Origin of the sequence: Micromonospora sp. NPDC052213 (genome assembly GCF_040679695.1) — a bacterium.
Lineage (GTDB): Bacteria > Actinomycetota > Actinomycetes > Mycobacteriales > Micromonosporaceae > Micromonospora.
Genome location: NZ_JBFAVI010000020.1, coordinates 43,226 through 66,618, shown reverse-complemented (window position 1 = coordinate 66,618; position 23,393 = coordinate 43,226). Strand labels below are relative to the sequence as shown.

25 protein-coding genes are annotated in these 23,393 nt (G+C 72.6%); 11 read left to right on the top strand and 14 right to left on the bottom strand.

The window, feature by feature from the left end; genetic code table 11:
- Positions 1-26 precede the first annotated feature (26 nt).
- Positions 27-368, bottom strand: coding sequence for an RNA polymerase-binding protein RbpA (locus AB0L34_RS08240; RefSeq protein WP_046564157.1), 342 nt, complete (start codon positions 366-368; stop codon positions 27-29).
- Between the two features lie 221 nt (positions 369-589).
- Here AB0L34_RS08240 and AB0L34_RS08235 point away from each other — a divergent pair, with 221 nt between their 5' ends.
- A complete protein-coding gene (locus tag AB0L34_RS08235) occupies positions 590-2,071 on the top strand; it encodes a peptide MFS transporter (protein ID WP_363702994.1) in 1,482 nt (493 codons plus the stop codon).
- 97 nt (positions 2,072-2,168) lie between these two features.
- Here the strand turns inward: AB0L34_RS08235 and AB0L34_RS08230 are convergent, their stop codons facing one another.
- Both AB0L34_RS08230 and AB0L34_RS08225 read right to left on the bottom strand, forming a co-directional pair.
- Entirely contained in the window at positions 2,169-2,759 is a 591-nt protein-coding gene (locus tag AB0L34_RS08230) for a pyridoxamine 5'-phosphate oxidase family protein (RefSeq protein WP_363702992.1), read from the bottom strand.
- Positions 2,760-2,953: 194 nt separating this feature from the next.
- Entirely contained in the window at positions 2,954-4,093 is a 1,140-nt protein-coding gene (locus AB0L34_RS08225) for a hypothetical protein (protein ID WP_363702990.1), read from the bottom strand.
- Positions 4,094-4,197: 104 nt separating this feature from the next.
- On the opposite strand from AB0L34_RS08225, the gene AB0L34_RS08220 reads away from it, so the two are divergent.
- Positions 4,198-4,707, top strand: coding sequence for an NUDIX domain-containing protein (locus tag AB0L34_RS08220; protein WP_363702988.1), 510 nt, complete (start codon positions 4,198-4,200; stop codon positions 4,705-4,707).
- A 69-nt stretch (positions 4,708-4,776) separates the two neighbouring features.
- Here AB0L34_RS08220 and AB0L34_RS08215 read toward each other — a convergent pair whose 3' ends face one another.
- Both AB0L34_RS08215 and AB0L34_RS08210 read right to left on the bottom strand, forming a co-directional pair.
- Positions 4,777-5,427 (bottom strand): LysE family translocator, encoded by a 651-nt coding sequence (locus AB0L34_RS08215; protein ID WP_363702986.1) that lies wholly within the window; start codon positions 5,425-5,427, stop codon positions 4,777-4,779.
- A 38-nt stretch (positions 5,428-5,465) separates the two neighbouring features.
- Positions 5,466-6,455: an NAD(P)/FAD-dependent oxidoreductase gene (locus AB0L34_RS08210; RefSeq protein WP_363702984.1), complete on the bottom strand. Its 990-nt coding sequence runs from the start codon at positions 6,453-6,455 to the stop codon at positions 5,466-5,468.
- A gap of 220 nt (positions 6,456-6,675) precedes the next feature.
- Between AB0L34_RS08210 and AB0L34_RS08205 the strand changes: the two genes are divergently transcribed.
- Together AB0L34_RS08205 and AB0L34_RS08200 are read left to right on the top strand one after the other, a co-directional pair.
- A complete protein-coding gene (locus AB0L34_RS08205; protein WP_363702982.1) occupies positions 6,676-7,206 on the top strand; it encodes a GNAT family protein in 531 nt (176 codons plus the stop codon).
- Between the two features lie 94 nt (positions 7,207-7,300).
- The gene (locus AB0L34_RS08200) at positions 7,301-7,780 is read left to right on the top strand and encodes a DUF1992 domain-containing protein (RefSeq protein WP_363702980.1); all 480 of its coding nucleotides are present in this window, start codon (positions 7,301-7,303) and stop codon (positions 7,778-7,780) included.
- 6 nt (positions 7,781-7,786) lie between these two features.
- On the opposite strand, the gene AB0L34_RS08195 is transcribed toward AB0L34_RS08200, so the two are convergent.
- The gene (locus tag AB0L34_RS08195; RefSeq protein ID WP_363702998.1) at positions 7,787-8,353 is read right to left on the bottom strand and encodes a maleylpyruvate isomerase N-terminal domain-containing protein; all 567 of its coding nucleotides are present in this window, start codon (positions 8,351-8,353) and stop codon (positions 7,787-7,789) included.
- Between the two features lie 301 nt (positions 8,354-8,654).
- Between AB0L34_RS08195 and AB0L34_RS08190 the strand changes: the two genes are divergently transcribed.
- From AB0L34_RS08190 to AB0L34_RS08180, 3 genes are all read left to right on the top strand, one after another.
- Complete coding sequence (locus AB0L34_RS08190; RefSeq protein WP_363702978.1) at positions 8,655-9,521, top strand: nitroreductase/quinone reductase family protein; 867 nt, start codon at positions 8,655-8,657, stop codon at positions 9,519-9,521.
- 166 nt (positions 9,522-9,687) lie between these two features.
- Positions 9,688-10,152 (top strand): DUF6194 family protein, encoded by a 465-nt coding sequence (locus tag AB0L34_RS08185; protein WP_363702976.1) that lies wholly within the window; start codon positions 9,688-9,690, stop codon positions 10,150-10,152.
- A gap of 108 nt (positions 10,153-10,260) precedes the next feature.
- Positions 10,261-10,407 (top strand): hypothetical protein, encoded by a 147-nt coding sequence (locus tag AB0L34_RS08180; protein WP_363702974.1) that lies wholly within the window; start codon positions 10,261-10,263, stop codon positions 10,405-10,407.
- A 129-nt stretch (positions 10,408-10,536) separates the two neighbouring features.
- Here the strand turns inward: AB0L34_RS08180 and AB0L34_RS08175 are convergent, their stop codons facing one another.
- Complete coding sequence (locus AB0L34_RS08175; protein ID WP_363702972.1) at positions 10,537-11,061, bottom strand: hypothetical protein; 525 nt, start codon at positions 11,059-11,061, stop codon at positions 10,537-10,539.
- A gap of 78 nt (positions 11,062-11,139) precedes the next feature.
- Positions 11,140-12,363 (bottom strand): erythromycin esterase family protein, encoded by a 1,224-nt coding sequence (locus AB0L34_RS08170; protein WP_363702970.1) that lies wholly within the window; start codon positions 12,361-12,363, stop codon positions 11,140-11,142.
- A 59-nt stretch (positions 12,364-12,422) separates the two neighbouring features.
- On the opposite strand from AB0L34_RS08170, the gene AB0L34_RS08165 reads away from it, so the two are divergent.
- Positions 12,423-13,178: a TioE family transcriptional regulator gene (locus AB0L34_RS08165; RefSeq protein ID WP_363702968.1), complete on the top strand. Its 756-nt coding sequence runs from the start codon at positions 12,423-12,425 to the stop codon at positions 13,176-13,178.
- Positions 13,179-13,477: 299 nt separating this feature from the next.
- Here the strand turns inward: AB0L34_RS08165 and AB0L34_RS08160 are convergent, their stop codons facing one another.
- From AB0L34_RS08160 to AB0L34_RS08150, 3 genes are read right to left on the bottom strand one after another with little or no spacing between them, the layout of a single operon-like run.
- Entirely contained in the window at positions 13,478-14,707 is a 1,230-nt protein-coding gene (locus tag AB0L34_RS08160; RefSeq protein WP_363702966.1) for an RNA polymerase sigma factor, read from the bottom strand.
- A complete protein-coding gene (locus AB0L34_RS08155) occupies positions 14,704-15,027 on the bottom strand; it encodes a YciI family protein (RefSeq protein ID WP_363702964.1) in 324 nt (107 codons plus the stop codon). Before AB0L34_RS08155 ends, AB0L34_RS08160 begins: the two co-directional genes overlap by 4 nt.
- Positions 15,028-15,081: 54 nt before the next feature.
- Positions 15,082-15,690 carry a dihydrofolate reductase family protein gene (locus AB0L34_RS08150; protein WP_363702962.1) on the bottom strand — a complete coding sequence of 203 codons (609 nt, stop codon included), beginning with the start codon at positions 15,688-15,690 and terminating at the stop codon, positions 15,082-15,084.
- A gap of 296 nt (positions 15,691-15,986) precedes the next feature.
- On the opposite strand from AB0L34_RS08150, the gene AB0L34_RS08145 reads away from it, so the two are divergent.
- Entirely contained in the window at positions 15,987-16,475 is a 489-nt protein-coding gene (locus tag AB0L34_RS08145) for an endonuclease domain-containing protein (protein ID WP_363702960.1), read from the top strand.
- A gap of 313 nt (positions 16,476-16,788) precedes the next feature.
- Here the strand turns inward: AB0L34_RS08145 and AB0L34_RS08140 are convergent, their stop codons facing one another.
- Both AB0L34_RS08140 and AB0L34_RS08135 read right to left on the bottom strand, forming a co-directional pair.
- Positions 16,789-18,828, bottom strand: coding sequence for a glycogen debranching N-terminal domain-containing protein (locus AB0L34_RS08140; RefSeq protein ID WP_363702958.1), 2,040 nt, complete (start codon positions 18,826-18,828; stop codon positions 16,789-16,791).
- Positions 18,825-19,202 (bottom strand): SCP2 sterol-binding domain-containing protein, encoded by a 378-nt coding sequence (locus AB0L34_RS08135; protein WP_363702956.1) that lies wholly within the window; start codon positions 19,200-19,202, stop codon positions 18,825-18,827. Before AB0L34_RS08135 ends, AB0L34_RS08140 begins: the two co-directional genes overlap by 4 nt.
- Before the next feature lie 33 nt (positions 19,203-19,235).
- Between AB0L34_RS08135 and AB0L34_RS08130 the strand changes: the two genes are divergently transcribed.
- Together AB0L34_RS08130 and AB0L34_RS08125 are read left to right on the top strand one after the other, a co-directional pair.
- Positions 19,236-19,790 carry an SCP2 sterol-binding domain-containing protein gene (locus AB0L34_RS08130; protein WP_363702954.1) on the top strand — a complete coding sequence of 185 codons (555 nt, stop codon included), beginning with the start codon at positions 19,236-19,238 and terminating at the stop codon, positions 19,788-19,790.
- Entirely contained in the window at positions 19,787-21,850 is a 2,064-nt protein-coding gene (locus AB0L34_RS08125; RefSeq protein WP_363702952.1) for a glycogen debranching N-terminal domain-containing protein, read from the top strand. The genes AB0L34_RS08130 and AB0L34_RS08125 overlap by 4 nt, the downstream gene beginning before the upstream one ends.
- A gap of 56 nt (positions 21,851-21,906) precedes the next feature.
- Here AB0L34_RS08125 and AB0L34_RS08120 read toward each other — a convergent pair whose 3' ends face one another.
- Positions 21,907-23,367 (bottom strand): hypothetical protein, encoded by a 1,461-nt coding sequence (locus AB0L34_RS08120; RefSeq protein WP_357461954.1) that lies wholly within the window; start codon positions 23,365-23,367, stop codon positions 21,907-21,909.
- Positions 23,368-23,393: the final 26 nt, after the last annotated feature.

The following is a 23,393-nucleotide window of genomic DNA, read 5'->3' as shown; positions in this document are numbered from 1 at the left end:
GGGCGCCGTGGCGTGTGCGGTGCGGGTCAGGCGCGGCCGCGGCGGGTGCGAACCTCCTGCAACCGCTCGGCGAGGATGTCCTCCAGCTCGGCGATGGAGCGCCGCTCCAGCAGCATGTCCCAGTGGGTACGCGGCGGCTTGGCCTTCTTCTGCTCCGGCTCGCTGCCGTCGACCAGCCGGGCGACGCTGCCGTCGAACTTGCACTCCCAGGTCGTGGGGACCTCGGCGTCGACGGCGAACGGCACCTCGAACTGGTGACCCTTGGCGCAGAGGTACTCGCGGGTCTGACGCGGCGCGAGCTCCGTGTTGCGGTCGGATTCGTAGCTCACCGCGCCCAGACGGCTTCCGCGCAGCATACGCTCGCCCATGATCGACTTCCCCTCGTTGGTGGTGCTGGTCTTCTCGGTGTAACGGTCCGTTCCCGCCGGGCCATTCCCGCCCGGGGCGCTGCCGCGCCGCCGGGCGAGCCTGAACCAGGGTAGCCGGCCATGCCAGCCGCCCGGCGGGGTCGTCCCCGGCCGGGTCGGTTGGGTGGAGTGTTTCCGTTGCCAACGGGGATGTTAACCGCCCGAGTGGAGCGGAGGTTGCGATGGTGGGTGACGCGCCGGTGCAGTCCCGTCCGCCCTCCGGGCGGACGTTCTTCGGCCACCCGCGGGCGCTGTCCACCCTCTTCCTCACCGAGATGTGGGAGCGGTTCAGCTTCTACGGCATGCGGGCGATCCTGGTGCTGTACCTGACCGCGTCCGTGGCCGACGACGGGCAGGCGATGGGGGAGGCCAGCGCCAGCGCCGTCTACGGCACCTACAACGCGATGGTCTACCTGATGGCGCTGCCGGGCGGCTGGGTCGCCGACCGGCTCATCGGCGCCCGCCGCAGCGTCCTGTGGGGCGGGGTCGTCATCGCCGCCGGGCACTACGTCATGGCGATCCCGACGCAATGGAGCGTCTTCGCGGGCATGGCGCTGATCGTCGTCGGCACGGGCCTGCTCAAGCCCAACATCTCGACGATGGTCGGCGACCTCTACGACCGGGACTCCCCGCGCCGCGACGCCGGCTTCTCGATCTTCTACATGGGCATCAACATCGGGGGATTCGCCGCCCCACTGGTCACCGGCTTCCTCGGCGAGAAGGTCAACTGGCATCTGGGCTTCGGGGCCGCCGCGGTCGGCATGACCTTCGGCGTGCTGCAGTACGTGCTGGGCCGGCGCAATCTCGGCGACGCGGGCGCGCGGCCCGCCGACCCGCTGCTCGGCGCCGACCGCCGCCGCGCGCTGACCCGCGTCGGCGCGGTCGCCGCCCTGGTCGTGCTCGCGGTCGTCGTCCTCGCCGTGGCCGGGGCGTTCACCGTCGACACCGTGGTCAACCTACTCGCCGCCGCCACCGTACTGATCACCATCGGGTACTTCGTGCGGATCATGGTGGACCGGGAGTTGAGCGCCACCGAACGCAGCCGGATGAAGGCGTACGTGTGGTTGTTCGTCTTCGCCGCCGCGTTCTGGCTGATCTACGACCAGGCCGGGTCGGTGCTGAACATCTTCGCCGCCGACAACACCGACCGCGACGTCGCCGGGTTCACCTTCCCCGCGTCGTGGCTCCAGTCGGTCAACCCGATCCTGATCATCATCGGGGCGCCGCTGTTCGCGTTGCTCTGGCTGCGGCTGGGGCACCGGGTCTCCACCCCGGTGAAGTTCGCCGTGGGCCTGGTGCTCAACGGCCTGTCGTTCGTGCTGATGGCCGCCGCCGCCCAGGCCGCCGTCGGCGGCGACCTGGTCTCGCCGTGGTGGCTCGTGGCCGTGTACGCCATCCAGGTCGCCGGCGAGCTGTCGCTGAGCCCCGTCGGCCTGTCCGCCACCACCAAGCTGGCGCCGGTCAAGTACGCCAGCCAGATGATGGGACTGTGGTTCCTCGCCACCGCCGTCGGCGACGCGATCGGCGGGCAGGTGGCCCGGCTCGCCGACACCTGGCCCGAGCCGACGTACTTCCTCACCTTCGGCCTGGCCTCGGCGGCTCTCGGGCTCGGCGCGGTGATGTTCGCCCGGCACATCCGGGGCCTGATGGCCGGCATCCACTGACCAGGGCGGCGGGCCGTGCCCGTGCCGTCGCGGCAGGCCCGCTGGGCGCCGCCGGACGGCCGGGCCGCACGCCCGGGCCCGGCGGGCGGCGGCCGGGTCAGGCGGCCGGGGTCGGGGGCAGCGGCAGCGGCAGGCCGGGCAGCCCGTCGATGCTGCGGGCGATGTGCTCCTTGCCGGCGAAGTAGTCGCTCAGCGAGGCGTCGTCCTCCCGGGCGAACCGCTTGCCGTGCAGGTCCCGGTCGGCGTCGTAGGTCATGAACGGCACCGCGTAGCCGCAGGTGTCGCGGATCAGTTCGGCGCGCACCACGACGATCGCCCGCAGGCCGTGCACGCTGGTGTCGACGTCCGGGAAGTGGCCCATCAGCTCGGCCCAGCGGGGGTCGTCGCGGAACACCGGCTCGCCGCGCCCGTGCACCCGGACGATGTTCGGCGGCCCCTGGAACGCGCACCACATCAGCGTGATCCGGCCGTTCTCCCGCAGGTGCGCGATCGTCTCGGCGTTGCTGCCGGCGAAGTCCAGGTACGCCACGGTGTGCGCGTCGAGCACCGCCCAGGAGCCGCGCAGGCCCTTGGGGGACAGGTTGATGGTGCCGTCGCCGGACAGCGGCGCGGTGGCGGTGAAGAACAGCGGCTGCTCCTCGATGAACGTGCGCAGCCGGCCCTCGATGCGTTCGTGTGTCTTTCCCACCCGGCCATCATCGTCCCGTCGCGACTGTCGCCGTTGCCCCGCGGTCGGTGGCGTCCCACACCCCGGACACCGTCGTCCCCGCCCGGACGACGGGCGCGCCTTCACCCCGGGCAGGGCCCGCCGGCCCGCCGGAGCGGGCCGGCCCGGCCCGTCGGCCAGCCGGGCCGGCGCAGACCGCCGGCCCGTCGGGCCGGTCAGGTGGTCGGCGGGCCCACGTCGCGGGGGCCGAGGTGGGCCAGGGCGGCGGCGAGGTGGCTGACCTGCTCGGCGAGCTGGGCCACCCGCCGGTGCGCCTCGTCGCGGTCGGTCTCGGCGGCGCGCAGCCGTACCGCCAGCTCGTCGAGCCGGCCCTGCGCGGCGGTCGCGGCGTCCCGCGCGGCGGCCAGCTCCGCGCCCAGCGTGTCGTGCCGGCCGGCGAGCGCCGCCAGGTCCGCGCGGGCGCGGTCGGCCTCCGCCGCGGCCTGCGCGCGGGCCGCCTCGGCCTCCTGCCGGGCCCGCGCCGCCTCGGCGGCCGCCGTCCGGGCCGCGGCGGCCTCGGCCCGCGCCTGCTCGGCCTGCTCGCGCGCCCGGTCGGCCCGGTCCCGGGCGGCTTCGGCGTCGGCGTGTAGGCGCTGCGCCCGGTCGAGCGCCTCGGCGGCGTCGCGGGCCGCCCGGTCGGCGTCGCCGCGGGCGGCGTCCCGCTCACCGCTCAGGTCGGCGGCCCGGCGGCGCTCCGCGTCCAGGTCGGCGCGCACGGCACGCAGTTCGTGGCGGGCCGCGTCGCGGTCGCGTTCGGCCTGCGTTCGCAGTGCCTCCGCGGCGCTGGCCTGCCGGCGGGCCTCGTCGCGGGCCGCCTCGGCCCGGTCGGCGCGCTCGGCCGCCGTCGTGGCCTGCTCGGCGGCGCGTCGGGCCTCCTCGCGGGCGGTGTCCCGCTCGGCGGCGGCCGACCGGGCCTCCTCGCGGGCCCGGACGGCCGCGGCGGCGGCGTCCTCGGCGTCGCGGCGGGCCTCGTCCCGCTCGGTCTGGGCCGCCGCCACCTGGGTCGCCGCGTCGGCGCGGGCCTGTGCCAGCTGGCGTTCCACGCCGACCGGGGACAGCTCGGCGTGCAGCGCCTCGGCGAGGGTCTCCGCGACCTGCTCCAGCCGGTCCACGGCCTCCCAGGTGCGGGCCACCTGGCCGGGCAGGCCGGGGGCGTTGCGGTGCCGCATCCGGCTGTTGCGTGAGGCCCGCTGGCAGGCGCCGTCGTTGTCGCGGCAGTAGCGGAACGGCCGGCCGGCGCCGACGCGCTGCGGCACCTCCCGACCACAGTGGGCGCAGGGGCGGGTGTCGGCGGCGGCGGCGGGCTGGGCGTCCATCGAGGGCGGAGTCTACTGCGCTGCCCGGCCCCCGCCGGCACAGCGGCCGCCCCTGTGCGGGTTGGTCCGCCGGCACCGCGCCGACGCCGACTAGCGTGTCCGGTGTGGCCGTCTCCCCGTACGTCGCGAAGCTGCGCGCCCACGTCGGCGCGGACCTGCTCCTGCTGCCCGGCGTCAGCGCGGTCGTCCGTGACGACGCCGGTCGGCTGCTGCTGGCCCGCCGCGCCGACAACGGCCGCTGGTCCCTGCCCGGCGGCCTCATCGACCCCGGCGAGCAGCCCGCCGACACCCTCCTGCGGGAGGTGTACGAGGAGACCGGCGTGCACGTACGCATCGACCGGGTCGGCGGCGTCGCCACGCACCCGGTCGTCTACCCCAACGGCGACGCCTGCGAGTACCTGAACGTGTGGTTCCGGTGCCACGCGGTGGGCGGCGAACCGCGGGTCAACGACGACGAGTCCCTCGAGGTGTGCTGGTTCGACCCGGCCGACCTGCCCGACCTCGACGACTGGGCGCGGCTGCGCATCGACACCACCCTGCGCGAGGACGCCCCCACCTGGCACGCCCCGCCCGGCGAGCGGCACCCGGCGCTCGACCAGCCCGACGCGCTCTGAACGGACCGTCAGCGCCCCGGCTACGTGCCCACCGCGTCGGCGGTGGGCACGGCACGTCGGGGTGCGGCGTCAGGGCATGGCGACGGCGGCGCGGGACCGGTCGGCGGCGATGCGCACCGCCAGCGCCGCCAGGACCGTTCCCGTCAGCAGCCGCTGCACCCTCAGCCACAGCGGCCGGCGGGCGAAGAACCCGGCGAGCGCGCCGGCGGTGAGCACGATCAGCGCGTTCACCGTGAGCGCCACCACGATCTGGGTCAGCCCCAGCACCAGGCTCTGCGCCGCGACGTGGCCCCGGGCCGGGTCGATGAACTGCGGCAGCAGCGACACGTACAGGATCGCGATCTTCGGGTTGAGCAGGTTGGTGACCAGGCCCATCGTGAACAGCCGCCGAGCTGGGTCGGGCGGCAGCGGCGCCGGCGTGAACGGCGACTGCCCGCCGGGGCGCAGCGCCTGCCAGGCCAGCCACAGCAGGTACGCCGCCCCGGCCAGCTTGACCGCCGTGTAGAGGGCGGGCACCAGCACGAACACCGTGGCGATGCCGGCGACCGCGGCGACCAGGTAGACGCCGAAGCCGGCGGCGACGCCGAGCAGCGAGACCAGCCCGGCCCGTCGGCCCTGGGTCACCGACCGGGAGACCAGGTAGACCATGTTCGGGCCGGGGGTCAGCACCAGCCCCAGCGCCACCAGCGCGATACCCACGAGCGCACCCGTACCGACCATGTCGACTCCCGTCCCGTCCCACTCGGCTGCCGCCGACCCTACGCCCGCACCTGCGCCGGCCGGCGTCCGGCATCGGGCGCCCGGCGGGCCGCGACGGCCGCGCGGGTCTCCTCGGCGACCAGGTCGGCGTTGATCGCCGCGCCGGCCGCCGAACCGGCGGACACGGAGGTGACCACCTGGGCGCGCGGGTCCGTGACGTTGCCGGCCACCCACACGCCGGGGACCGTGGTCGCCCCCGTCGGGTCGGACGGGACGGCGCTGCCGATGACCTGGCCGCCCATCTCCTGCTCCACCGCCGCGAGGCCGAGCGACGTCAGCACGTCGGCGCGGGCGTGGAAGCGGGGAGCCACCACCAGCGCCCCGCACGGCAGCACCTCGCCGCCGGCCAGCCGCACGCCGGTGAGCGCGTCACCGGCGACCTCGAGCGCGGCGACGGGACCGTCGACCACCCGCACGCCGCGGGCCGCGAGCTGCTCGTCCTCCTCGGCGGTGAACGCGCACCCGCCGTGCCGCACGACCGTCACGTCGGCGCTCCAGTGCCGCCGCAGCAGCGCCTGGTGCGCGGCCAGCGGGCCGGTGGCCAGCACCACCAGCGGCTCGTCGCGCACCTCCCATCCGTGGCAGTACGGGCAGTGCAGCACGTCGCGGCCCCACCGTTCGGCCAGTCCCGGCACGTCGGGCAACTCGTCGACCAGGCCGGTGGTCACCAGCAGCCGCCGGGCGTCGACCGTGCGGCCGTCGGTGAGGGCCACGCGGAACCCGCCGCCGTCGCGTGGCGCCGCCGAGCGGACGCCGCCGTGGACGAAGTCCCCGCCGTAGCCGGCCACCTCGGCACGGCCGGCCGCCAGCAGCTCGCCCGGCGGCGTGCCCTCGCGGGCCAGGTAGTTGTGCACGTGCCCGGCCGGCGCGTTGCGCGGCTCGCCGGTATCCACGACCAGCACCGAGCGGCGGGCCCGGGTCAGGGCCAGCGCCCCGCTCAGCCCGGCCGCGCCGCCGCCCACGACCACCACGTCGTACGTCTCACGCACGGAACTCTCCCTCCGTCGTCGGCGGATCCCACGCCCCGCCGCCGACCCGACTGTCCGTCGGGAGCGAGGCGAGCGGCAAACATCGTTGCCGGAACGGCAAAACTCGGGGGTGTGGCCGGGCCGAGCCCGCCGCCCGACGTCGGCGGCGCGACCGGGCCGGCAGCGCGTGGGGCCCGACCCGTGCCCCCACGGCGACGACGGCAGCGGGGAGACTGGGCCGATGCTGCGCGCACCGGCCACCCCGACCCTGCCGGAACTGTCGTTGCGTCCCTGGCGCGACGCCGACGCCGACGCCCTGGTGGCGGCGTACCGGGACCCGGTGCTGCTGCGCTGGACCCGGGCGCCGGTGACCACGACCACCGAGGCGCGCCGCTTCGTGGCGGCGGCCCGACGCGACTGGGACGACGGGTGCCGGTTCAGCTTCGCCGTGGTCGAGCCGCACCCCGCCGGCGAGACCCTGGTCGCCCAGGTGGTGCTCAAGAACGTCGCCGCGGGGCGCGGGGACGCCGAGGTCGGCTACTGGACGGCCGCGCCCGCCCGGGGTCGCGGCATCGCCCCGCACGCCCTGGACGCGGTCACCCGCTGGGCGTTCGCCCGGTTCGCCGGCCTGCGGCGGCTGGACCTGATGCACCAGATCGACAACCCGGCGTCCTGCCGGGTCGCCGAGAAGGCCGGCTACCGCTTCCAGGAGGTGCTGGCGGCCCGCCCGCCGTTTCCCCGCGACGGCCACCGGCACGCCCGCTGGCCCTGACCGCCGGGAATGCCCGGCACCGCCACCGCGCTGTCCCCTCCGGCGGCGCCGACGGCCGGGGCCGCGTTACCGTGGGCCGGGGAGGTGTCGGCGGGTGGACAGCTGGGAAGCGACGGTCGAGGCGCGGATCCGCGCGGCCCAGGAGCAGGGCGAGTTCGACAACCTGCCCGGCGCGGGCAAGCCGATCCCCGGCCGGGGCGAGCCGTACGACGAGTCGTGGTGGATCAAGAGCTTCCTGGAACGGGAGAAGCTCCCGACGGACCTGCTGCTGCCGACCCCGCTGCAACTGCGCCGCCGCGTCGAGCAGGTGCCCGACGAGGTGCGCGACCTGCCCACCGAGGAGTCGGTACGCGCGTTCGTCGCCGACCTGAACGCCGCGATCATCTCCTGGCTGCGCATGCCCACCGGCCCGCGGGTCGCCGTGCGGCCGGTCAACGCCGACGACGTCGTACGCCGTTGGCGAGCCGAGCGGCACCGCGCCGCCGCGCCCGCACCGGAGCCCGCGCCACCCGCCCCGCCGCGCGGCAGACCCCGTCGGGCCTGGCGCCTGCCCTGGCGCCGCCGGGCGGCGTAGCCCGCGTCACCCCACCGCGGCCTGCCACGACCACGAGGTGCGCCGCGGCCGGCCCGGCAGCTCACCACGGCCGGTCAGCCACCGCAGCACCTGCGGCGCCGGCCCGGCGGGGGCGTCCGGGAAGAGCCGACGCACGACGCCGGCACTGAGCCGCTCCGGCGGCTGCCACGGCACGCCGAGACCACGGGCGATGTCGTCGGTGTGCAGCAGCGTCTCCGCCACCCCCATCGCGGCGAAGCCCGCCGGATCGCACGGACCGAAGTGCCAGGCGCGCGTCTGCGGCGCGGCGGCGTCGACCGCCATCCGCAGCAGCCCACCGCAGGCGCCGACGACCCGCAGCACCTCGGCCGGCCCGGCGGCGGGGGAGACGACCAGGTCGAACGGCAGGTATGCCGCCTCGGGTCGCCCGGCGACCTGACCGGCGTACGCCAACAGGTCGTGCGCCACGTGCGCGGCGGTGGTCCAGCAACTCCACTCCAACCCGCCGGCGGGCACGCTCCAGTCCCGTCCGGTGTGCGGGCCGAGGACAGCGGTCATCTCGGCCACCGCGCGGTCCACGTCGGCGCCGGTCAGTTCGATCATTCCCCGACCGTGCCAGCGTCCCACCGACGGCGCAACCGGACATCGTTGCCCTCGGCCGTCGCGGGCCGCTAGGGTCGGACCCGTGACTGCCGGGTCGGCCATGGGCCACGAGCGGACAGGGCACCCGGCCATCCGGTGAGCCGGGGGCGGGCCCGCGGCCCGCCGATGCGCCACATCTTCCGGTGTCGACGTCGCGTCCACCGCCTCGCGCGCCTTTCCCACCATCCACGCCGGTCGTACGCCGGCGCGACTCCACCTTCGCCGCCACCGGTCGCCGGACCGGCGATCCACTGTGGCCGCACTCCTCCTGCCCAGCAGAAAGCAGAGCATGCCCAACGACTTCAACCAGCAGATCATCGACGAGTTCCGCGCCAACGCCGGCCGCGTCAGCGGCCCCTTCGAGGGCGCCCGGCTCATCCTGCTCACCACCACCGGGGCCCGTTCCGGAGCCCCGCACACCACCCCGGTCGGCTATCTGCCCGACTCGGACCGCATCCTGGTCATCGCCTCCGCCGGAGGCGGCCCGAAGCACCCGGACTGGTACCACAACCTGCGCGCCGACCCGCTCGCCACCGTGGAGGACGGCGTCTTCACCTACCAGGCGCGCGCGCAGGTGCTGACCGGGGACGAACGCGACGCGGTCTTCGCCCGGGCCGTGGAGGCCGACCCGGGCTGGGCCGCGTACCAGGCGAAGACGTCGCGGGTGATCCCGGTGCTGGCGTTGCGCCAGGTGGCGGGCGGGCCGCCGAACGCGCCGTCCTGGGGCGCGGCACTCAAACTGGTCCACGACGCGTTCCGGCGGGAACTCGCGCTGATCCGCGACGAGGTCGACCGCTCCGGCCCGGGCCTGGGCGCGCAGCTGCGGGTGAACTGCCTGACCGTCTGCCAGGGCCTGCACCACCACCACACCAACGAGGACGACGGCATGTTCGCCGCCCTCGACGGGCAACGCCCCGACCTCGCCCCGACCCTGGCGCGGCTGCGCGAGGAACACCAACGGATCGCGGCGCTCGTCGCGCGCCTCCAGCAGGTCGTCGGCGCCCCCGACGCCGACCCTGCCGAGGTCCGCCGGGAGGTCGCGCGGCTCACCACCGAGCTGGAGGCCCATCTGGCGTACGAGGAGGAGCAGCTCATCCCCGTCCTCGACGCGACCGGCTAGCAGCCGCCCGTGGTGCGCGCGCCCCCCGGCGGCCTCGCCCGCCGCCGGGGGCGCGCGGTCGCTGCTGGCGCCCGGCCGGTTGCGCCCAGAGTTGAGGGTTAGCGCTTCAGAATGCGGATAAATGGCACACAGGTCTCACTAAGCATTTCAATGAAAAACTTGAGGCATGGACGTCGACGACATGAAGCGCCACATCTGCCGGACCTTCGCCGGGGTGACCGCACCCGAGGCGGGCGGGGACACCTTCTTCCTCTACGACCCGCAACGGGACCTGCCGGCCGAGCGTCAGTTGCCGTTCGCGACGATCGTGACCGGCGACCGCTACGACACCGCCTCCGCGTTGAGTCGGCCGGGCTTCTGGCGGCTCAACATCGGATTGACCCGGTCCGGGTACGCGGCCCTGTTCGGGGCGCCGTCGACACGGGGCGAGCACGGCGAGACGGACGCGCGCGTCGACCACACGGCGACGGACGTCGTGCTGCCGCATCCGGTCTACGCGGCGCAACACTGGGTGTGCGTGGTGAATCCCGGCGAGGCGACCCTGGGCACGGTGCGCACGCTGCTGGCCGACGCGTACGACTTCGCGGTCCGCAAGTACGCCAACCACCGGGCCCGCCGCACCCCGTCCTGAGCGGACGGTCTCCCGGTCGGCGCGTTCCGCCTCGGGTGTCGCACCGCGAGGTCAGCTTCGGCGGGCTGCCGTAGGGGCAGGCCCCGGCGAGGACGAGGGACACCGCACATGTCGCGTAACACGCAGACCATCGAGACCTACCTGGACGGGTTCCGGAAGAACGACCACGCGCAGATCCTGTTCGTCATGCGCGACGGCAAGATCGCCGAGCGGCGCGCCTGGGTGGTCGAGCTGAAGGAGAACGACCACCGCTGAGCGCCGGTAGGCGGGGACGACAGTGACGGCGGGGTAGTCCGCGTCGACCACCCCGCCGTCACTGCCACCCGGCCTGGCCACGACGCCGGCGGCACGGGGAGCCGGTACGCCGGGCCGACATGATGCCGGCTAACGCAACAGCCCGCGCTCGTCGACGAGACGAGTCGGATTCCCCGTGAAGACGTCCACCGTCGTCGGCCCGTACGCCAGATTCAGGGTGTCCATTCGATAGCTCCAGGCCCCACCTCGGGCCATCGGCCATGAGAAGCGGTAGTTGATCTGCCAACGCACCCACTCACCACGCCTCAACCACACGGCCGGTGGCCGGCGCCACCGGCGAGGCATACCCCAGGGTGTCACCGCCAGTTCCACGCGCAGCCGGCCGTCGATCTCCTTCAACAACACGTCGGCCCGGTCCGGCTGCCCGTCCCGTGACGACTCCCGCGGCTCGAATCCGCGCGCCTCGTCCATCGACACCTCGTGGACGGCGGGGCACCTGAGCGTCGGCAGGACGAAACCCACCGGCGCCGCGTTCCGAAGCGCCGCCGGTGGCCCACCCCGGGACCGCTTGGTCCACGACGTCCGCACCCACTGCGCCGTAACATCCACAAACCGATCATGGTAGTCGTCGGGCTGGTCGCCGATGGCTGCCACGTCGGGCCGACCCCGGCGACCGCCGAGGCGCTCCCGGACGCCCGGTCGCCACCTGGACCGTCGACGACCTGTCGACGCTCATGCCACCGGCCACCACGTCTGCCCCGCGGGGGCGTCCTTGACGAACACGATCCCGTCACTGCTTGCCAGGTGGGCCGGGTCGAGCGGGGCGTAGCCGAACCAGGGGGACACGCGGGGAGCGGGCGTCACGTCGCCGAGGGCGACGGCCAGCCGGCGGGCGTTGACGACGTATCGGTCCTCCGGGAGCGCGTACAGGAGCCCTTCGATGGTGTCCGGCGGTGGGGTGTCCACACCGTGGTGGCGGATCGTGCCGAGGGCCGTGGCCAGGAAGGCGTACTCCTCGCCCAGTCGGGCGCTGACGATCGCCCCGGCGCTCCACCATTGCACCGGCAGGCCACCCATCCGCATCCCGCTCCTGTTCCGCTGCAGATGCCCGTTGTGGGCGAACGCCAGCGCCGGGCCCCGCTCGGCGATGGCGAGCAGGTTGGCGGCCATCATCGAAGCCCGGGCGCCCAGCAGCCGCGCCATCCGGCTCGGTGACGGGTCGGCCATCCAGAAGTGGTACCGCAGCAGGCCGGTGGCGGTACGACCGTACATGCGTGCCCGGTCCCAGTCGTCGGGTGCCGACGCCGCGATCAGGTGTGGCGTCTGCGCGTCGAGCAGGGCTACCAGGTCGTCGGCGAGCAGCCGCAACTGTTTGGCCTCGGGCGTCTGCCCCACGGACCGGGACGGGTCCATCATCGCGGCGGGATCGGTCCACCGGTCGTCGGCGCCGAGCAGGCGGTCGAGCGTTTCCGGGGTGCAGGGGAGCAGGTCGGCGTCCACCCGGGCGGTGAGGTAGGCGTGGAGTGCGGTGAGGGCCTGCCGGGGGCTCGCGGCGCCGGTGATCTCCAGCGGGCCGTCGAAACCGGCGAAGCGCAGCCGCTCGGGCGCGGGCCGGCCGTCGTTGTACGCGCGCATCCAGCTCACCAGCTCGCGGTTGGCCGCGGACGCGCCGAACCCGTGGCTGAAGCCACGCTCCATGACCTCGTCGAGGGTGCCCGTGCCCGACGTGACGTAGTCGTCCACGACCAGGCCCGTCAGGCAGTCGCTCTCGATCGCGATCGTCCGGTAGCCCTCCTGCTCGACGAGGTGCCGGAAGAGATCGTTTCGCACGTCGAGCAGAACGTCCTCGCCGTGGGTGGGCTCGCCCAGGGCGAGCAGCCGCGGCCGAGCCGACAGCAGCCCCATGACGGAGGCCGCGTCAACGACATGAACGGTGTCTTCGATAGCGGTGGTCATACCCCTAAACGGTATCGTTGAACTTACGGTTGAAAGTTATGCGCTGAATAGGCGGGGCAGTGCGGCGAAACCTTCAAAACAGCGGACAGCTCAGGCCGGTCGACCTGGCGCGCCGGCACGGTCTGTCCACCCAGGCGATCAGGAACTACGAGGCGGCCGGCATCCTTCCGGACGCCGAACGCACCCCGCACGGCTACCGCACCTACACGCCGCTGCACGCGCACGCCCTGCGCGCGTTCCTCGCCCTCGTGGCCGGGCACGGCCACCAGACGGCCGCGGCGATCATGCAGGCGATCAACCGGGACGCGACCGAGGACGCGCTGCGGCTCATCGACGAAAGTCACGCCCAGCTTCTCGACGACCGCCACACCCTCCAGGCCGTCGAAGCCGCGCTTCACGACCTCGGTCCCGTGCCGCAGGAACGCGGCGACACGTTCGTCGGCCCCCTGGCGAGAAGGCTCGGCTTACGCCCAGCCACCCTGCGCAAATGGGAACGCGCCGGCCTGGTCCAACCGCGCCGCGACCCGCAGACGGGCTACCGGGTCTACAGCGCGGCCGACGTGCGCGACGCTCTACTCATCCACCAGCTCAGACGAGGCGGCTACCTGCTGGAGCAGATCGCCCCGCTGATCGTCCAAGTCCGCTCCGCCGGAGGCGTCGCGCCCCTTGAATCGATGCTGCACGACTGGCATGCCCGCCTCTCAGCCCGCAGCCGCGCCATGCTCACCGGTGCCGCGGCACTGGACGCCTACCTCGGCTGCCGGCCGGACCCCGCCCGGAGGCAGGCCGATCTGCCACCAGTTCCGGATCGTTGAGGCGGTAGCCGTGGAGATCGGCCGGATCGATGGATCTGACCGGCGCTCGCCCGTGACGGCCCAGTACGCCCGAAGCTACGACCGAGGGTCAGGTAGCCGAGCTGTAGCCCACTGACCCTGGTGATTTGGCCGCGCCGGCGGGGGCTGGACAGGGCCTCGGTGGCTTCGTGGACGGCGGCGAGGCCCGGTTTGACGTAGCGCCGCACCGACCGTAGGGATTTGTGTCCGGTCCTGGGCATGATGACGTGGCGGAGACGCCCCGGCCGCCGCTTGGCGCGCCGGTCCGGTGGGGATCCCGGCTACCCCAACTGGTCGCGGCGGCGGGTCAGGTAGGCGGTCTCGGCGGTGTTGCCCGCCAGTTCGATGGCTTTGTCGTAGGCCGCGCGCGACTCCTGGCCGCGGCCCAGCCGGCGCAGCAGGTCGGCGCGGGTGGCGTGGTAGGCGTGATATCCGGCCAACCTGTGCTCAAGGCGCTCGACGGCCGCGAGTGCCACGTCCGGGCCATCGAGCTCGGCGACCGCGATGGCGCGGTTGAGGGTGACGATCGGGGAGGGGTCGAGGCGGACGAGCTGGTCGTAGAGGGCGAGGACCTGTGACCAGTCGGTGTCGCGGATGTCGCGGGCGAAGGTGTGCACGGCGTTGATCGCGGCGAGGATCTGGTAGCGACCCGGAGCCACCCCGGCAGCGGCGAGGCGTTCGCGCACCAGCCGATGACCTTCGGCGATCAGCGCCTTGTCCCAGGCACCACGGTCCTGCTCGTCGAGCGCGACCAGTTCGCCGCTGGCCGAGACCCGGGCGGTGCGGCGGGCCTCGGTGAGGAGCATCAGCGCCAGCAGCCCGGCCACCTCACCGTCGTCCGGCAGGAGGGCACGGATCAGGCGAGTGAGCCGGATCGCCTCGGCGGTCAGGTCGTGCCGTACCGGATCGGTGTCGGAGCCGGTCGCCAGGTAGCCCTCGTTGAAGACGAGAAAGAGGACGGCGAGCACGCCGGAGACGCGGACCGGGAGATCCTCGGCGGACGGCACCCGATAGGGGATGCGCGCCGCCTTGATCTTTGCCTTCGCGCGGGTGATCCGCTGCCCCATGGCACTCTCGGCCACCAGGAAGGCACGGGCGATCTCGGGCACGGTCAGACCGCCGACCATGCGCAGCGTCAACGCCACGCGGGCTTCCATCGCCAGCGCCGGGTGACAGCAGGTGAAGATCAGCCGCAGCCGGTCGTCGTCGATGGCGCCGAGAGGCTCGGGTGGTGTGTTGTCGTACACCATCTGAGCCTCCTTGTGCTTGTCGTCGCGCTTGTTCTCGCGCCGGATCCGGTCGATGGCCTTGCGAACGGCGGTGGTGGTCAGCCAGGCGCCGGGGTTGGGCGGCACGCCGTCGGCCGGCCACCGCTGCACGGCGGTCGTGAACGCCTCGGCCGCTGCCTCCTCGGCGACGTCGAGGTCACCGAAGCGCCTGGTCAGGGCGGCGACCACCCGGGCCCACTCGTCGTGGTGGGCCCGGGTGATCGCCTCCTCGACGTCGCTCACTGGAACGGCCGTACCTCGATCTTCCGATCGCAGACCTTCGACGCCTCGGCGGCGAGCATGAGCGCCACATCCAGATCGGGGGCCTCCCACACCCAGACGCCGGCGAGGTACTCCTTCGACTCCACGAAAGGCCCGTCGCTGAACACCGCCTGCTCGCCCCGGTTGTCGATGACCGTGGCCGCGTCGGTGTCCGCGAGTCCGCCCGCGAAAACCCAGTAGCCCTCGTCGATCAGTCGTTCGTTGAATGCGCTGATGGCAGGCTGTCTGTCCGTGCTGCCGGGATTGCTCCTGTCGTCGATCACGGAAACCAGGTACCGCATCTGAAGATCATCTCCTTTTGGTGTCAGGAAAGCGTGGTTCGGTGGTCAGGGACCTCAGGCCGTCGCATACCGCGGGCGCCCGGCCGGCCGGTAGACCTGGATCGTCACGCCCTTCGAGTCGACCCGCGACTCGATCAGGTCGAGCGCAAGATCCGGACCGGTCTCCGGGAACAGTCTCGTGCCCTGGCCGAGGATCACCGGGATCACGATCAGAGTCATCTCGTCGACCAGATCGTTCTCCAGCAGCCACCGGGTCAGGGCGCCACTGCCGTGCACCTGCAGCTCGCCCCCGGCCTTGGCCTTCAGCTCACCGATGGCCGCCGCGAGGTCACCGCGGAGAACGGTCGTGTCCTCCCAACGCGGCGCGGTGAGCGTGGTCGAGGCAACGTACTTGGGGGCCTCGTTCAAGGCCACGCCGAGGGGATGTGCGCGCATCTGGTCGATTGACCCCCAGGAGCCGGCGAACAACTCGTAGGTGCGCCGGCCGAACAGGAACGCCTCGGCACGCCGGTAGGTCTGCGTGATGAACGTCCTGGTCTCGTCGTCACCCGCCCCCCGAGCCCATCCGCCGCGCTCGAATCCGTTCCTGCGGTCATCCGACGCGGCGCCGTTTCCCTGCATCACCCCATCGAGGGTGACCTGGGTCATGGTCGTCAGCTTCATGATCGCGGTTCCTCACCTCGGCGCCGCCCCCTTGCGGGCGGCCTCACCCCTGCTACGAACACCACCGCCCCGATCCGACACCGCCACCCGGAATGCTTTGGAGAACCTTCCTGATCGAGCTGCCCGGATGCCGACACGCTCCCGGGCGGGCTGCGCAGAGCCGTCCGCACGGACTATCGGATTACCGGTAATGACAATCCGGTAATCGGTGCGGACAAAGCCGGCAAACCGGCGGCACACCATAATGACTGTTCTTGGGTAACAACAAGATGCGATATTGTTGTGACGTGTCTAAAGTGTGCAGACGCTGCGAGAAGACGCGACCGCTCGACAGCTTCATGAAGGCCGGACGCGAGCTGCTCTCGTGCGCCCCGTGCCGCGAGTACGCCCGCGCCAACAACCACAAGAACCGCAGGGCCAATCCGGACAAGGTCCGAGCCGACAACCTCTGGTCCTTCTATCGAATCAGGCCACAGGAGTACGACGCGCGGCGCGAGGCCCAGGACCACCGGTGCGCCATCTGCGGCAAACACGAGAGCGAACTGAGGGTCAGGTCCCGAGGCCGGCCACGACTTGACGGGACGCCGAACTCCGAGCCGTTCCGCCTCGTCGTGGACCGTTGCCACAACTCCCGGCGGGTGCGCGGCCTGCTCTGCACCGAGTGCAACGTTGGCCTCGGCGCGTTCCAGGACTCGCCCGAGGTGCTCATGGCGGCTGCCCGCTACCTCCTCGCACGGGAGGACGTGCCGCTCATGCTGGAATCGGGCCCTGCGATGCAGGCGTGATCCGGCGGGACGGTACGCACTGGGGGACGGCGGCCGAGATCGCCGCCGCCCCCGGCCCCGGCATCGCCTCCGGCCGTAGCCGCTACTGGTCGCAGCCACGCGTCGCCGGGCTGGACGACCGCCGCTACGTCGTGAGGGCTGCCCGTAACCGGTGGACCGGATCCGTCCGGTTGTCGCGGTGCCAGGCCAGGGCGATGCGGTGCCGGGGCGCGTCCCGCAAGGGCGCCAGAGCAGTTCCGCCGATCGAGGACGACGTGCGTATCACCGACGAGGGTTGGGCCTGGTCGACGATCCGGCGGGTGCCCGGCGACGGTCAGGGTCGCTTCGGGTGGGCGCGTCCGAGGGCACCGGCTCTGCCCCACCGTCCGGGGATGTGGAGCAGTTCGATCCGGCCCATGCTCGGGGGCACGGCCGGTCTGGTCACCAGGTGCTCGCCGCGTGGCTCCATGCCGAGCATGGTTCGCAGCAGCAACAGGGGCGTGCCTGTGGACCACGCCTGCGGGCTGCACGCCGTGGGGTACAACACGGGATACCTGGTCAGCGTCCGCTCGTATCCGCCGAACGCCTCGGGCAGCCGCCCGTCGAAGTGTTCCGCGGCGTCGATGATCCCCTCGGCGATGTGCCCGGCCTCCTGGTGGAATCCGTAGCGACGTAGCCCCCAGGCGATGAACGAGTTGTCGAACGGCCACACCGTGCCGACGTGGTAGCCGATCGGGTTGTAGCGCCCCTGCCCCTGGGCGAGGGTGCGTACGCCCCAGCCGGAGAACAGTTCGGGGCCGAGCAGGTGTTCGGCGATCTTTCCAGCTCGGGATTCGTCGACGATGCCGCTCCAGAGGAGGTGGCCGATGTTCGAGGAGAGCGCGTCGACCTGGCGGCCGTCGCCGTCGAGGGCGAGGGCGTAGTACTCGCCGTCGGAAACCCAGAAGTCGCGGTTGAAGCGTTCCTTGAGGTCGGCCGCCTCCCGTTCGAGGCGGTCGGCGTACGCGGGGTCGTGCCAGAACTCGCGGGCCAGCCGCGCACCGCGGATCTTGGCGTCGTACGCGTAGCCCTGCAACTCACACGTCGCCCGGGGCAGGCCGGCCAGCCGCCCGTCCCGGAACGAGATCGAGTCCCAGGAGTCCTTCCAGCACTGGTTCTCCAGCCCGTTGCGTTCGTTGCGGCGCTGGTACCAGACGTAGCCGTCGCCCATGATGTCGCCGTACTCGTCGATCCAGCGCAGGGCGGCTCTCGCGGAACGCTCGAGAGACCGCACCAGGGCGCTGTCGCCGGTCCACCGCTCGTATTCGTCGAGCAGGATGACGTAGAGAGGTGTCGCGTCGGCGCTACCGAAGTACGGCGAATGCGGTTGCTCCTCGAACGCGGTCGTCTCCCCGTACCGCATCTCGTGGAGAATCTTTCCCGGCTCCTCCTCCCGGAAGTCGTGCAGGACGACACCCTGCCGGAGGGCGAGCATGTGCAGCGTCGTGGCGGCGAGGTCGGGCGCGAACGGCAGCGCCTGGATGCTGGTGAGGATGCTGTCCCGGCCGAAGATCGCCATGAACCACGGCAGCCCGGCGGCGGGGATGGCATGTGCGCCGGCGGCCAGCGGCGCGAAACGCAGCGCGGAGAGGTCAGCCAGGCTGCGCCGGTAGGTCATCGCCAACGTGGGGGAGTCGCAGGTGAGGCGGGGCGCCTCCGCGAGCCAGTCGGCCAGGTCCTGTCGTATCTCCGATCGAGTTCGGCCGGGTCTGCCCTCCAGGCTCTCCCGAAGGTCGCGTCCGCCCAGGCCCAGCGCCTGCACGTGCAGGTTGGTGATCCACTGGCCGTGCGGTCCGAGCCGAACGTCGTACGTCAGCCCCTGCTCGTCGACGCGTGCCGGCGCGGTGGACGAGACCAGGGTCTCCCGGCAGAACCCCTCCCGCTGATAGCCGAGGCGTAGGCACCCGGCGTCGATCCGGGTGTAGTACGTCCCGGACTTGTTCCGCACGTCCTTGATCTCGAAAAGGTCGGCGAAGTCGCTCTCGACGTCGATACGGATCCGCAGGTCGACGGGCTCGGGTTCGTGGTTGATCACCGTCAGCCGCTCGGTGAAGCTTCCACCGATGGAGCGGTCGCGAACCGCCGAAACACCGACGTCGACGAGCGGACTGGGGAGGGCCGGAGCGACGACCATTCGACTCTCGAAGAATTCGATTTCCTCGACGGTGAGCGCGTTCACCCGCTCGTCGTTGATGGACAGGATCCATTTCGACAGGAATCGCGTGTCGAACGAGAAGAAACCGGTCGGGATGGTGGGGGACGCGTCGATGTCGCCCGTCTCCTCGCTGACCACGAACGTGTTGCCGTCCAGCAGCCGGACGAGGCCGTCGCTCATGCCACACGTCTCCGCTCACGGCCGAAATCCCGAGGGTGGCGGGCTCCGGGCGGCGCCGGTATGAGCCGGCCGAAGATACGGAACAGCCGGACATCACCGTCCGTTCTGATCTCGTTGCGCAACCACGCCGGGTACATCTGTGACTGGCCACCGAGGATCCGGTCGAAGGTCGCCCGGCTGCCGTAGAAGACACAGTCGGCCTCGCCCCCATCCCGGGAAACGCGGACATCGCCCCGTTCGATCTCCACGAACCAGCGGTCGACGCCCTGCTCGTGCGTGAGTTCGAACCGCATGGTCGCGGTGGCGTCTTCGACGAGGGTTTCGTGGCCGCGACGGGCGAGCGCCTGGAAGAAGCGCGTGGTGGGATCCGACACGTCCGCCTCCCTCCGGATGGGTGCCGAGCCAGGATGAGCCGCGTACCCACCCTGACCGGGAGCGAAGCGCCGCCGCACCACCCGGATCGGGTGAATTTTTCCGCGTCGCTCGCGGCCGCAGCCCAGGTTCATCCGATCCGGGTGAGGCCGGCCCACCCCGGCGCGAACGACGCTGCTCCTCGTCCGGCGGATTTCTACGGGGGTGGTGCCATGTCGGAGGCGACCAGGACGTTCTTCGAGGCGCTGGAACGACACGGCCACGAACGCCTGCTGAAGAAGACGAACGGCACCATACGCTTCGACCTCGAGCGCGGCCGCGAGGTCGACCACTGGTTCGTGGAGATCCGCGGCGGCGCCGTCCGGGTGTCACAGCAGAACCGCGATGCCGACATCGCCATCCGCTCCGACAACGCCTTCTTCGACCGGATGGCGCGCGGCGAGGCCAAACCGCTCCCGGCGTGGCTGAGGAACGACATCACGTTCGAGGGACAGTTCCGGCTCATCATCCTGCTGGAGCGGCTCTTCGCGCCGCCGCCCGGCGCGCGTCACCCGCGCATCGCCGCCCGTGACCGTGGGAGGCAGGGTTGAAGACCGACAACGTCAGAATTCTCGACGGCAACATCTTCGTGCTGAGCGACGGCAGTGGCGACATAGACGCGAAGCCCACCGTCCCGTGCGGGTACTTCGCCTTCGACACCCGGTTCCTCTCGCGGTGGCTGCTGACCATCAACGGCGAACGGGTCAGCCCGCTGGCCATGGACGATTCGTCGTACTTCGAGGTGCGGTTCTTCCTGGTGCCCGGGGCTCCGACGCACTACGTGGACGCCAAGGTCTCGGTGATCCGGGAACGATCGGTCGTCGGCAGCTTCGAGGAGCGGTTGACGGTGCTCAACCATTCCGGGGAACCGGCCGAGTTCACGGTCCGGGTGGACGCGGGCTGCGACTTCACCCCGCTGAACGTCGTCGGACAGGACCGTACGCCACCCGGTCGGCTGTACCGGCGCGTCGAGGACGGGCGCCTGCACCTCGGCTACGTGCGGGAGAAGTTCCGGCGGGAGACGGTGATCTCCACGACTGAGCCGGCGCAGGTCGACGAAGAGGGGCTGACCTTCCACATCCGGATCGAACCGCACGGTCGGTGGGCCACGACGTTGCATGTCCGGGGGCTGGTGCTGCGCCCCGACGGTCAGGACATCCGCGACCACGTGCATCCCAGCCGCGTGCAACGTGACCGGGCGGAACTCCAGGGCGACCTGCGGCAGTGGCTCGGCAAGGCCCCGCAGCTGAGCTGCGACTGGAAGCCATTGGAACGGACGTACCGGCGCAGCCTGGTCGACCTCGCCGCGCTCCGGTTCTCGCCGCTGACGCTACCGGCCGAGCCGCTGCCCGCGGCGGGGCTGCCCTGGGACGCCACCCTCACCGGCCGCGCCCCCATCCTCACCAGCCTGCAGGTGTTGCCGTTCGTACCGGACATGGCCGTCAACACCCTGCGGATGCTCGGCATCGACCAGGGCAGCGTGCTCGACGACGTGCTGGACGAGGAGCCGGGCAAGATCCTGCGCGAGTTCCGCTACGGCGAGCTGGTCGCGTTCGAGGAACGCCCGCACGCGCCGTACTTCGGTGCCGCCGACAGCACCCCCCTCTACGTCATCCTGCTCGACGAGTACGAGCGGTGGACGGGAAACGCCGCCGTGGTGCGCGAGTTCGAGGACGAGGCGCGCGCGGCGCTGCACTGGATCGACGAGTACGGCGACATCATGGGCGACGGCTACGTCTGGTACCAGCGCCGCAACGAGCGGACCGGGCTGGAGAACCAGTGCTGGAAGGAAACCGCGAACGCGATCTCGTTCCGGGACGGCCGGTTGCCCAGGCTGCCCCGGGCGACGTGTGAGTTGCAGGGCTACGCGTACGACGCCAAGATCCGCGGTGCGCGGCTGGCCCGCGAGTTCTGGCACGACCCCGCGTACGCCGACCGCCTCGAACGGGAGGCGGCCGACCTCAAGGAACGCTTCAACCGCGACTTCTGGGTCTCCGACGGCGAGTACTACGCCCTCGCCCTCGACGGCGACGGCCGCCAGGTCGACGCGCTCTCCTCGAACATCGGCCACCTCCTCTGGAGCGGCATCGTCGACGAATCCCGAGCACCGAAGATCGCGCAACACCTGCTCGGCCCCGAACTGTTCTCCGGCTGGGGCGTACGCACCCTCGCCCAGGGGCAGGGACGTTACAACCCGCTCGGCTACCACGTCGGCACGGTGTGGCCGTTCGACAACTCGTTCATCGCCTGGGGGCTGCGGCGCTACGGCTTCGACGAGGAGGCCGGGCGCATCGCCGAGGGGATCATCGAGGCGTCCCGGCATTTCCAGGGGCGCCTTCCGGAGGCGTTCGGCGGATACGACCGCGAGTTGACCCGGCACCCCGTCCAGTATCCCGCGGCGAACAGCCCACAGGCCCTGGCCACCGGGGCGCCCCTGCTGCTGGTGCGTACGCTGCTCGGCCTCGAGCCGTACGGGGATGACCTGGTGGTCGCGCCGGCACTGCCCGAACGGTTCGGTCGGATCGAACTGCTCGACATTCCCGGGCGGTGGGGCCGCGTCGACGCCATCGGCAGCGTGAAATCCCCGGCGGCGAACGCGGTCGGCAGCTGAGCCGGGCGACGTCGCGTCCGGGGTTCCAGGGAGCGGTGGGCCGCCGCGGGAAGCGGTCAGGCGCGCGCGCCGCCGAAGCCCAGCAGGACGGCGAGGCCCAGGGCGCTGCGCGGGGCGTACGGCACCCGCCACAGGCCGCCGTGCGCCGCGGCGTACGCCTCGTCCTGCCACGGGTGCGGCAGCGACGGCCCGCCGGTGCGCAGGGCGTGCACCAGCAGCGCGGCCATCAGCGTGTTGCTGGTCGCCGGCTCGAACACCTCGATGCCGAACCGGTGCGCGCCCGCGTACGCGGCGGCCAGCGCGCGGTTGCGCAGCACCGAGCGGGTGCGGGTGGGCGGCGCCACCGCGAACGACACGGTGGACCCGGCGTCGCGGGCCACCGTCGCCCGCCACCGTTGCAGCCGCTTCGCCAGCGCGTAGTTAGGTCCCTGCTGCGGGACGAGGCTGTCGTTGACGCCAGGGTCGACGCCCGGCGGGTAGTTGCGGTGCAGGAGCCTGCCCCCGGAGGCGACCCGCAGCGACCGGCGGACGATCCCGCGCGCCGCGTAGCCCCGTTCGGCGTGGCGTACCGCGTCGCCGGGGACGGCGAAGACGTCGGTGGGGGTGGCCAGGAAGGCGAGCGCCACGTCGTCGCGGCGGTCCTGCAGCCGCAGCGTGAGCGCGTCGACGGCCGTGGCGACCCGGACGTTGGTCGCGCCGTCGGCGTAGACGTAGTTGCCGAGCACGAGCCGGCCGTCGACGCCGAGCAGCCAGTCGGCCACCTGCGGGAGGTTGTGCAGCAGGTCGGCGCCGGCGTGGGCGGCCAGCGCCTCGTCGTCGGGGCCGGTGCCGGCGGGCACGGGCAGGTGGAGCCGGCCGCCGTAGCGGCGCGTCGTGTGCAGCAGCCGCCGCCAGATCTCCGGCCGCGGCAGGTCGACGGCGACCACGTCGCCGCCCCACCGCAGCACGGACGGCAGCGGGCCCATCTCGGCGCCCGCGCCGAGCACCACGATGCGCTGGTCGCGTAGGTCGAGCCAGTCGGGGTTCGCCATGACGGCGCGTACGGCCTCGGCGCAGGACGGCTCGACGACGCCGGCGGTGACCCAGGCGTCGAGCCGGCGGCGCAGGTCGTCGCCGCGCAGCCGCTGGCCCCGGTACGGCAGGGACAGCTCGCGTTGCACCTCACCGGTGCCGGCGACCGTCGCGGTGTGCAGCGGCGCGACGTCGGTGGCGGTGGTGAACACCTCGCCGAGGCCGATCTCGGTGCCGTCGGCGCGGACCACGGTCATCCGGCGGTGCAGCGCGGCGAGCCCGTCCCGGGCGATGGTGACCGCGGCGTCGCGGGAGAGCAGTCCGGCCTCGACGAGCCGCCGGAAGTGCCCGAGGTATCCGTGCCGCCAGTTCGTCTCGTGTTCGGCCGAGCGCGCGCCGACCGCGTCGACGGCACGCAGCGCGTCGGCGACGACGGCCCGCCCGAGCGCGGAGGTGCTGCGCCCCGCGTCGGTCTTGGGGAACACCACCCCGGTCGGACCCTCCACGGCCACCATCCTTCCGCCCGGCCCGT

Coding starts and splice junctions, on each gene's coding strand:
- AB0L34_RS08150 (WP_363702962.1), bottom strand. CDS start 15,690: ATGAAGCTGACGACCATGACCCAGGTCACCCTCGATGGGGTGATGCAG.
- AB0L34_RS08215 (WP_363702986.1), bottom strand. CDS start 5,427: ATGGTCGGTACGGGTGCGCTCGTGGGTATCGCGCTGGTGGCGCTGGGG.
- AB0L34_RS08170 (WP_363702970.1), bottom strand. CDS start 12,363: ATGACCACCGCTATCGAAGACACCGTTCATGTCGTTGACGCGGCCTCC.
- AB0L34_RS08140 (WP_363702958.1), bottom strand. CDS start 18,828: ATGAGCGACGGCCTCGTCCGGCTGCTGGACGGCAACACGTTCGTGGTC.
- AB0L34_RS08130 (WP_363702954.1), top strand. CDS start 19,236: ATGAGCCGCGTACCCACCCTGACCGGGAGCGAAGCGCCGCCGCACCAC.
- AB0L34_RS08235 (WP_363702994.1), top strand. CDS start 590: ATGGTGGGTGACGCGCCGGTGCAGTCCCGTCCGCCCTCCGGGCGGACG.
- AB0L34_RS08240 (WP_046564157.1), bottom strand. CDS start 368: ATGGGCGAGCGTATGCTGCGCGGAAGCCGTCTGGGCGCGGTGAGCTAC.
- AB0L34_RS08225 (WP_363702990.1), bottom strand. CDS start 4,093: ATGGACGCCCAGCCCGCCGCCGCCGCCGACACCCGCCCCTGCGCCCAC.
- AB0L34_RS08155 (WP_363702964.1), bottom strand. CDS start 15,027: ATGCGGTACCTGGTTTCCGTGATCGACGACAGGAGCAATCCCGGCAGC.
- AB0L34_RS08180 (WP_363702974.1), top strand. CDS start 10,261: ATGTCGCGTAACACGCAGACCATCGAGACCTACCTGGACGGGTTCCGG.
- AB0L34_RS08185 (WP_363702976.1), top strand. CDS start 9,688: ATGGACGTCGACGACATGAAGCGCCACATCTGCCGGACCTTCGCCGGG.
- AB0L34_RS08205 (WP_363702982.1), top strand. CDS start 6,676: ATGCTGCGCGCACCGGCCACCCCGACCCTGCCGGAACTGTCGTTGCGT.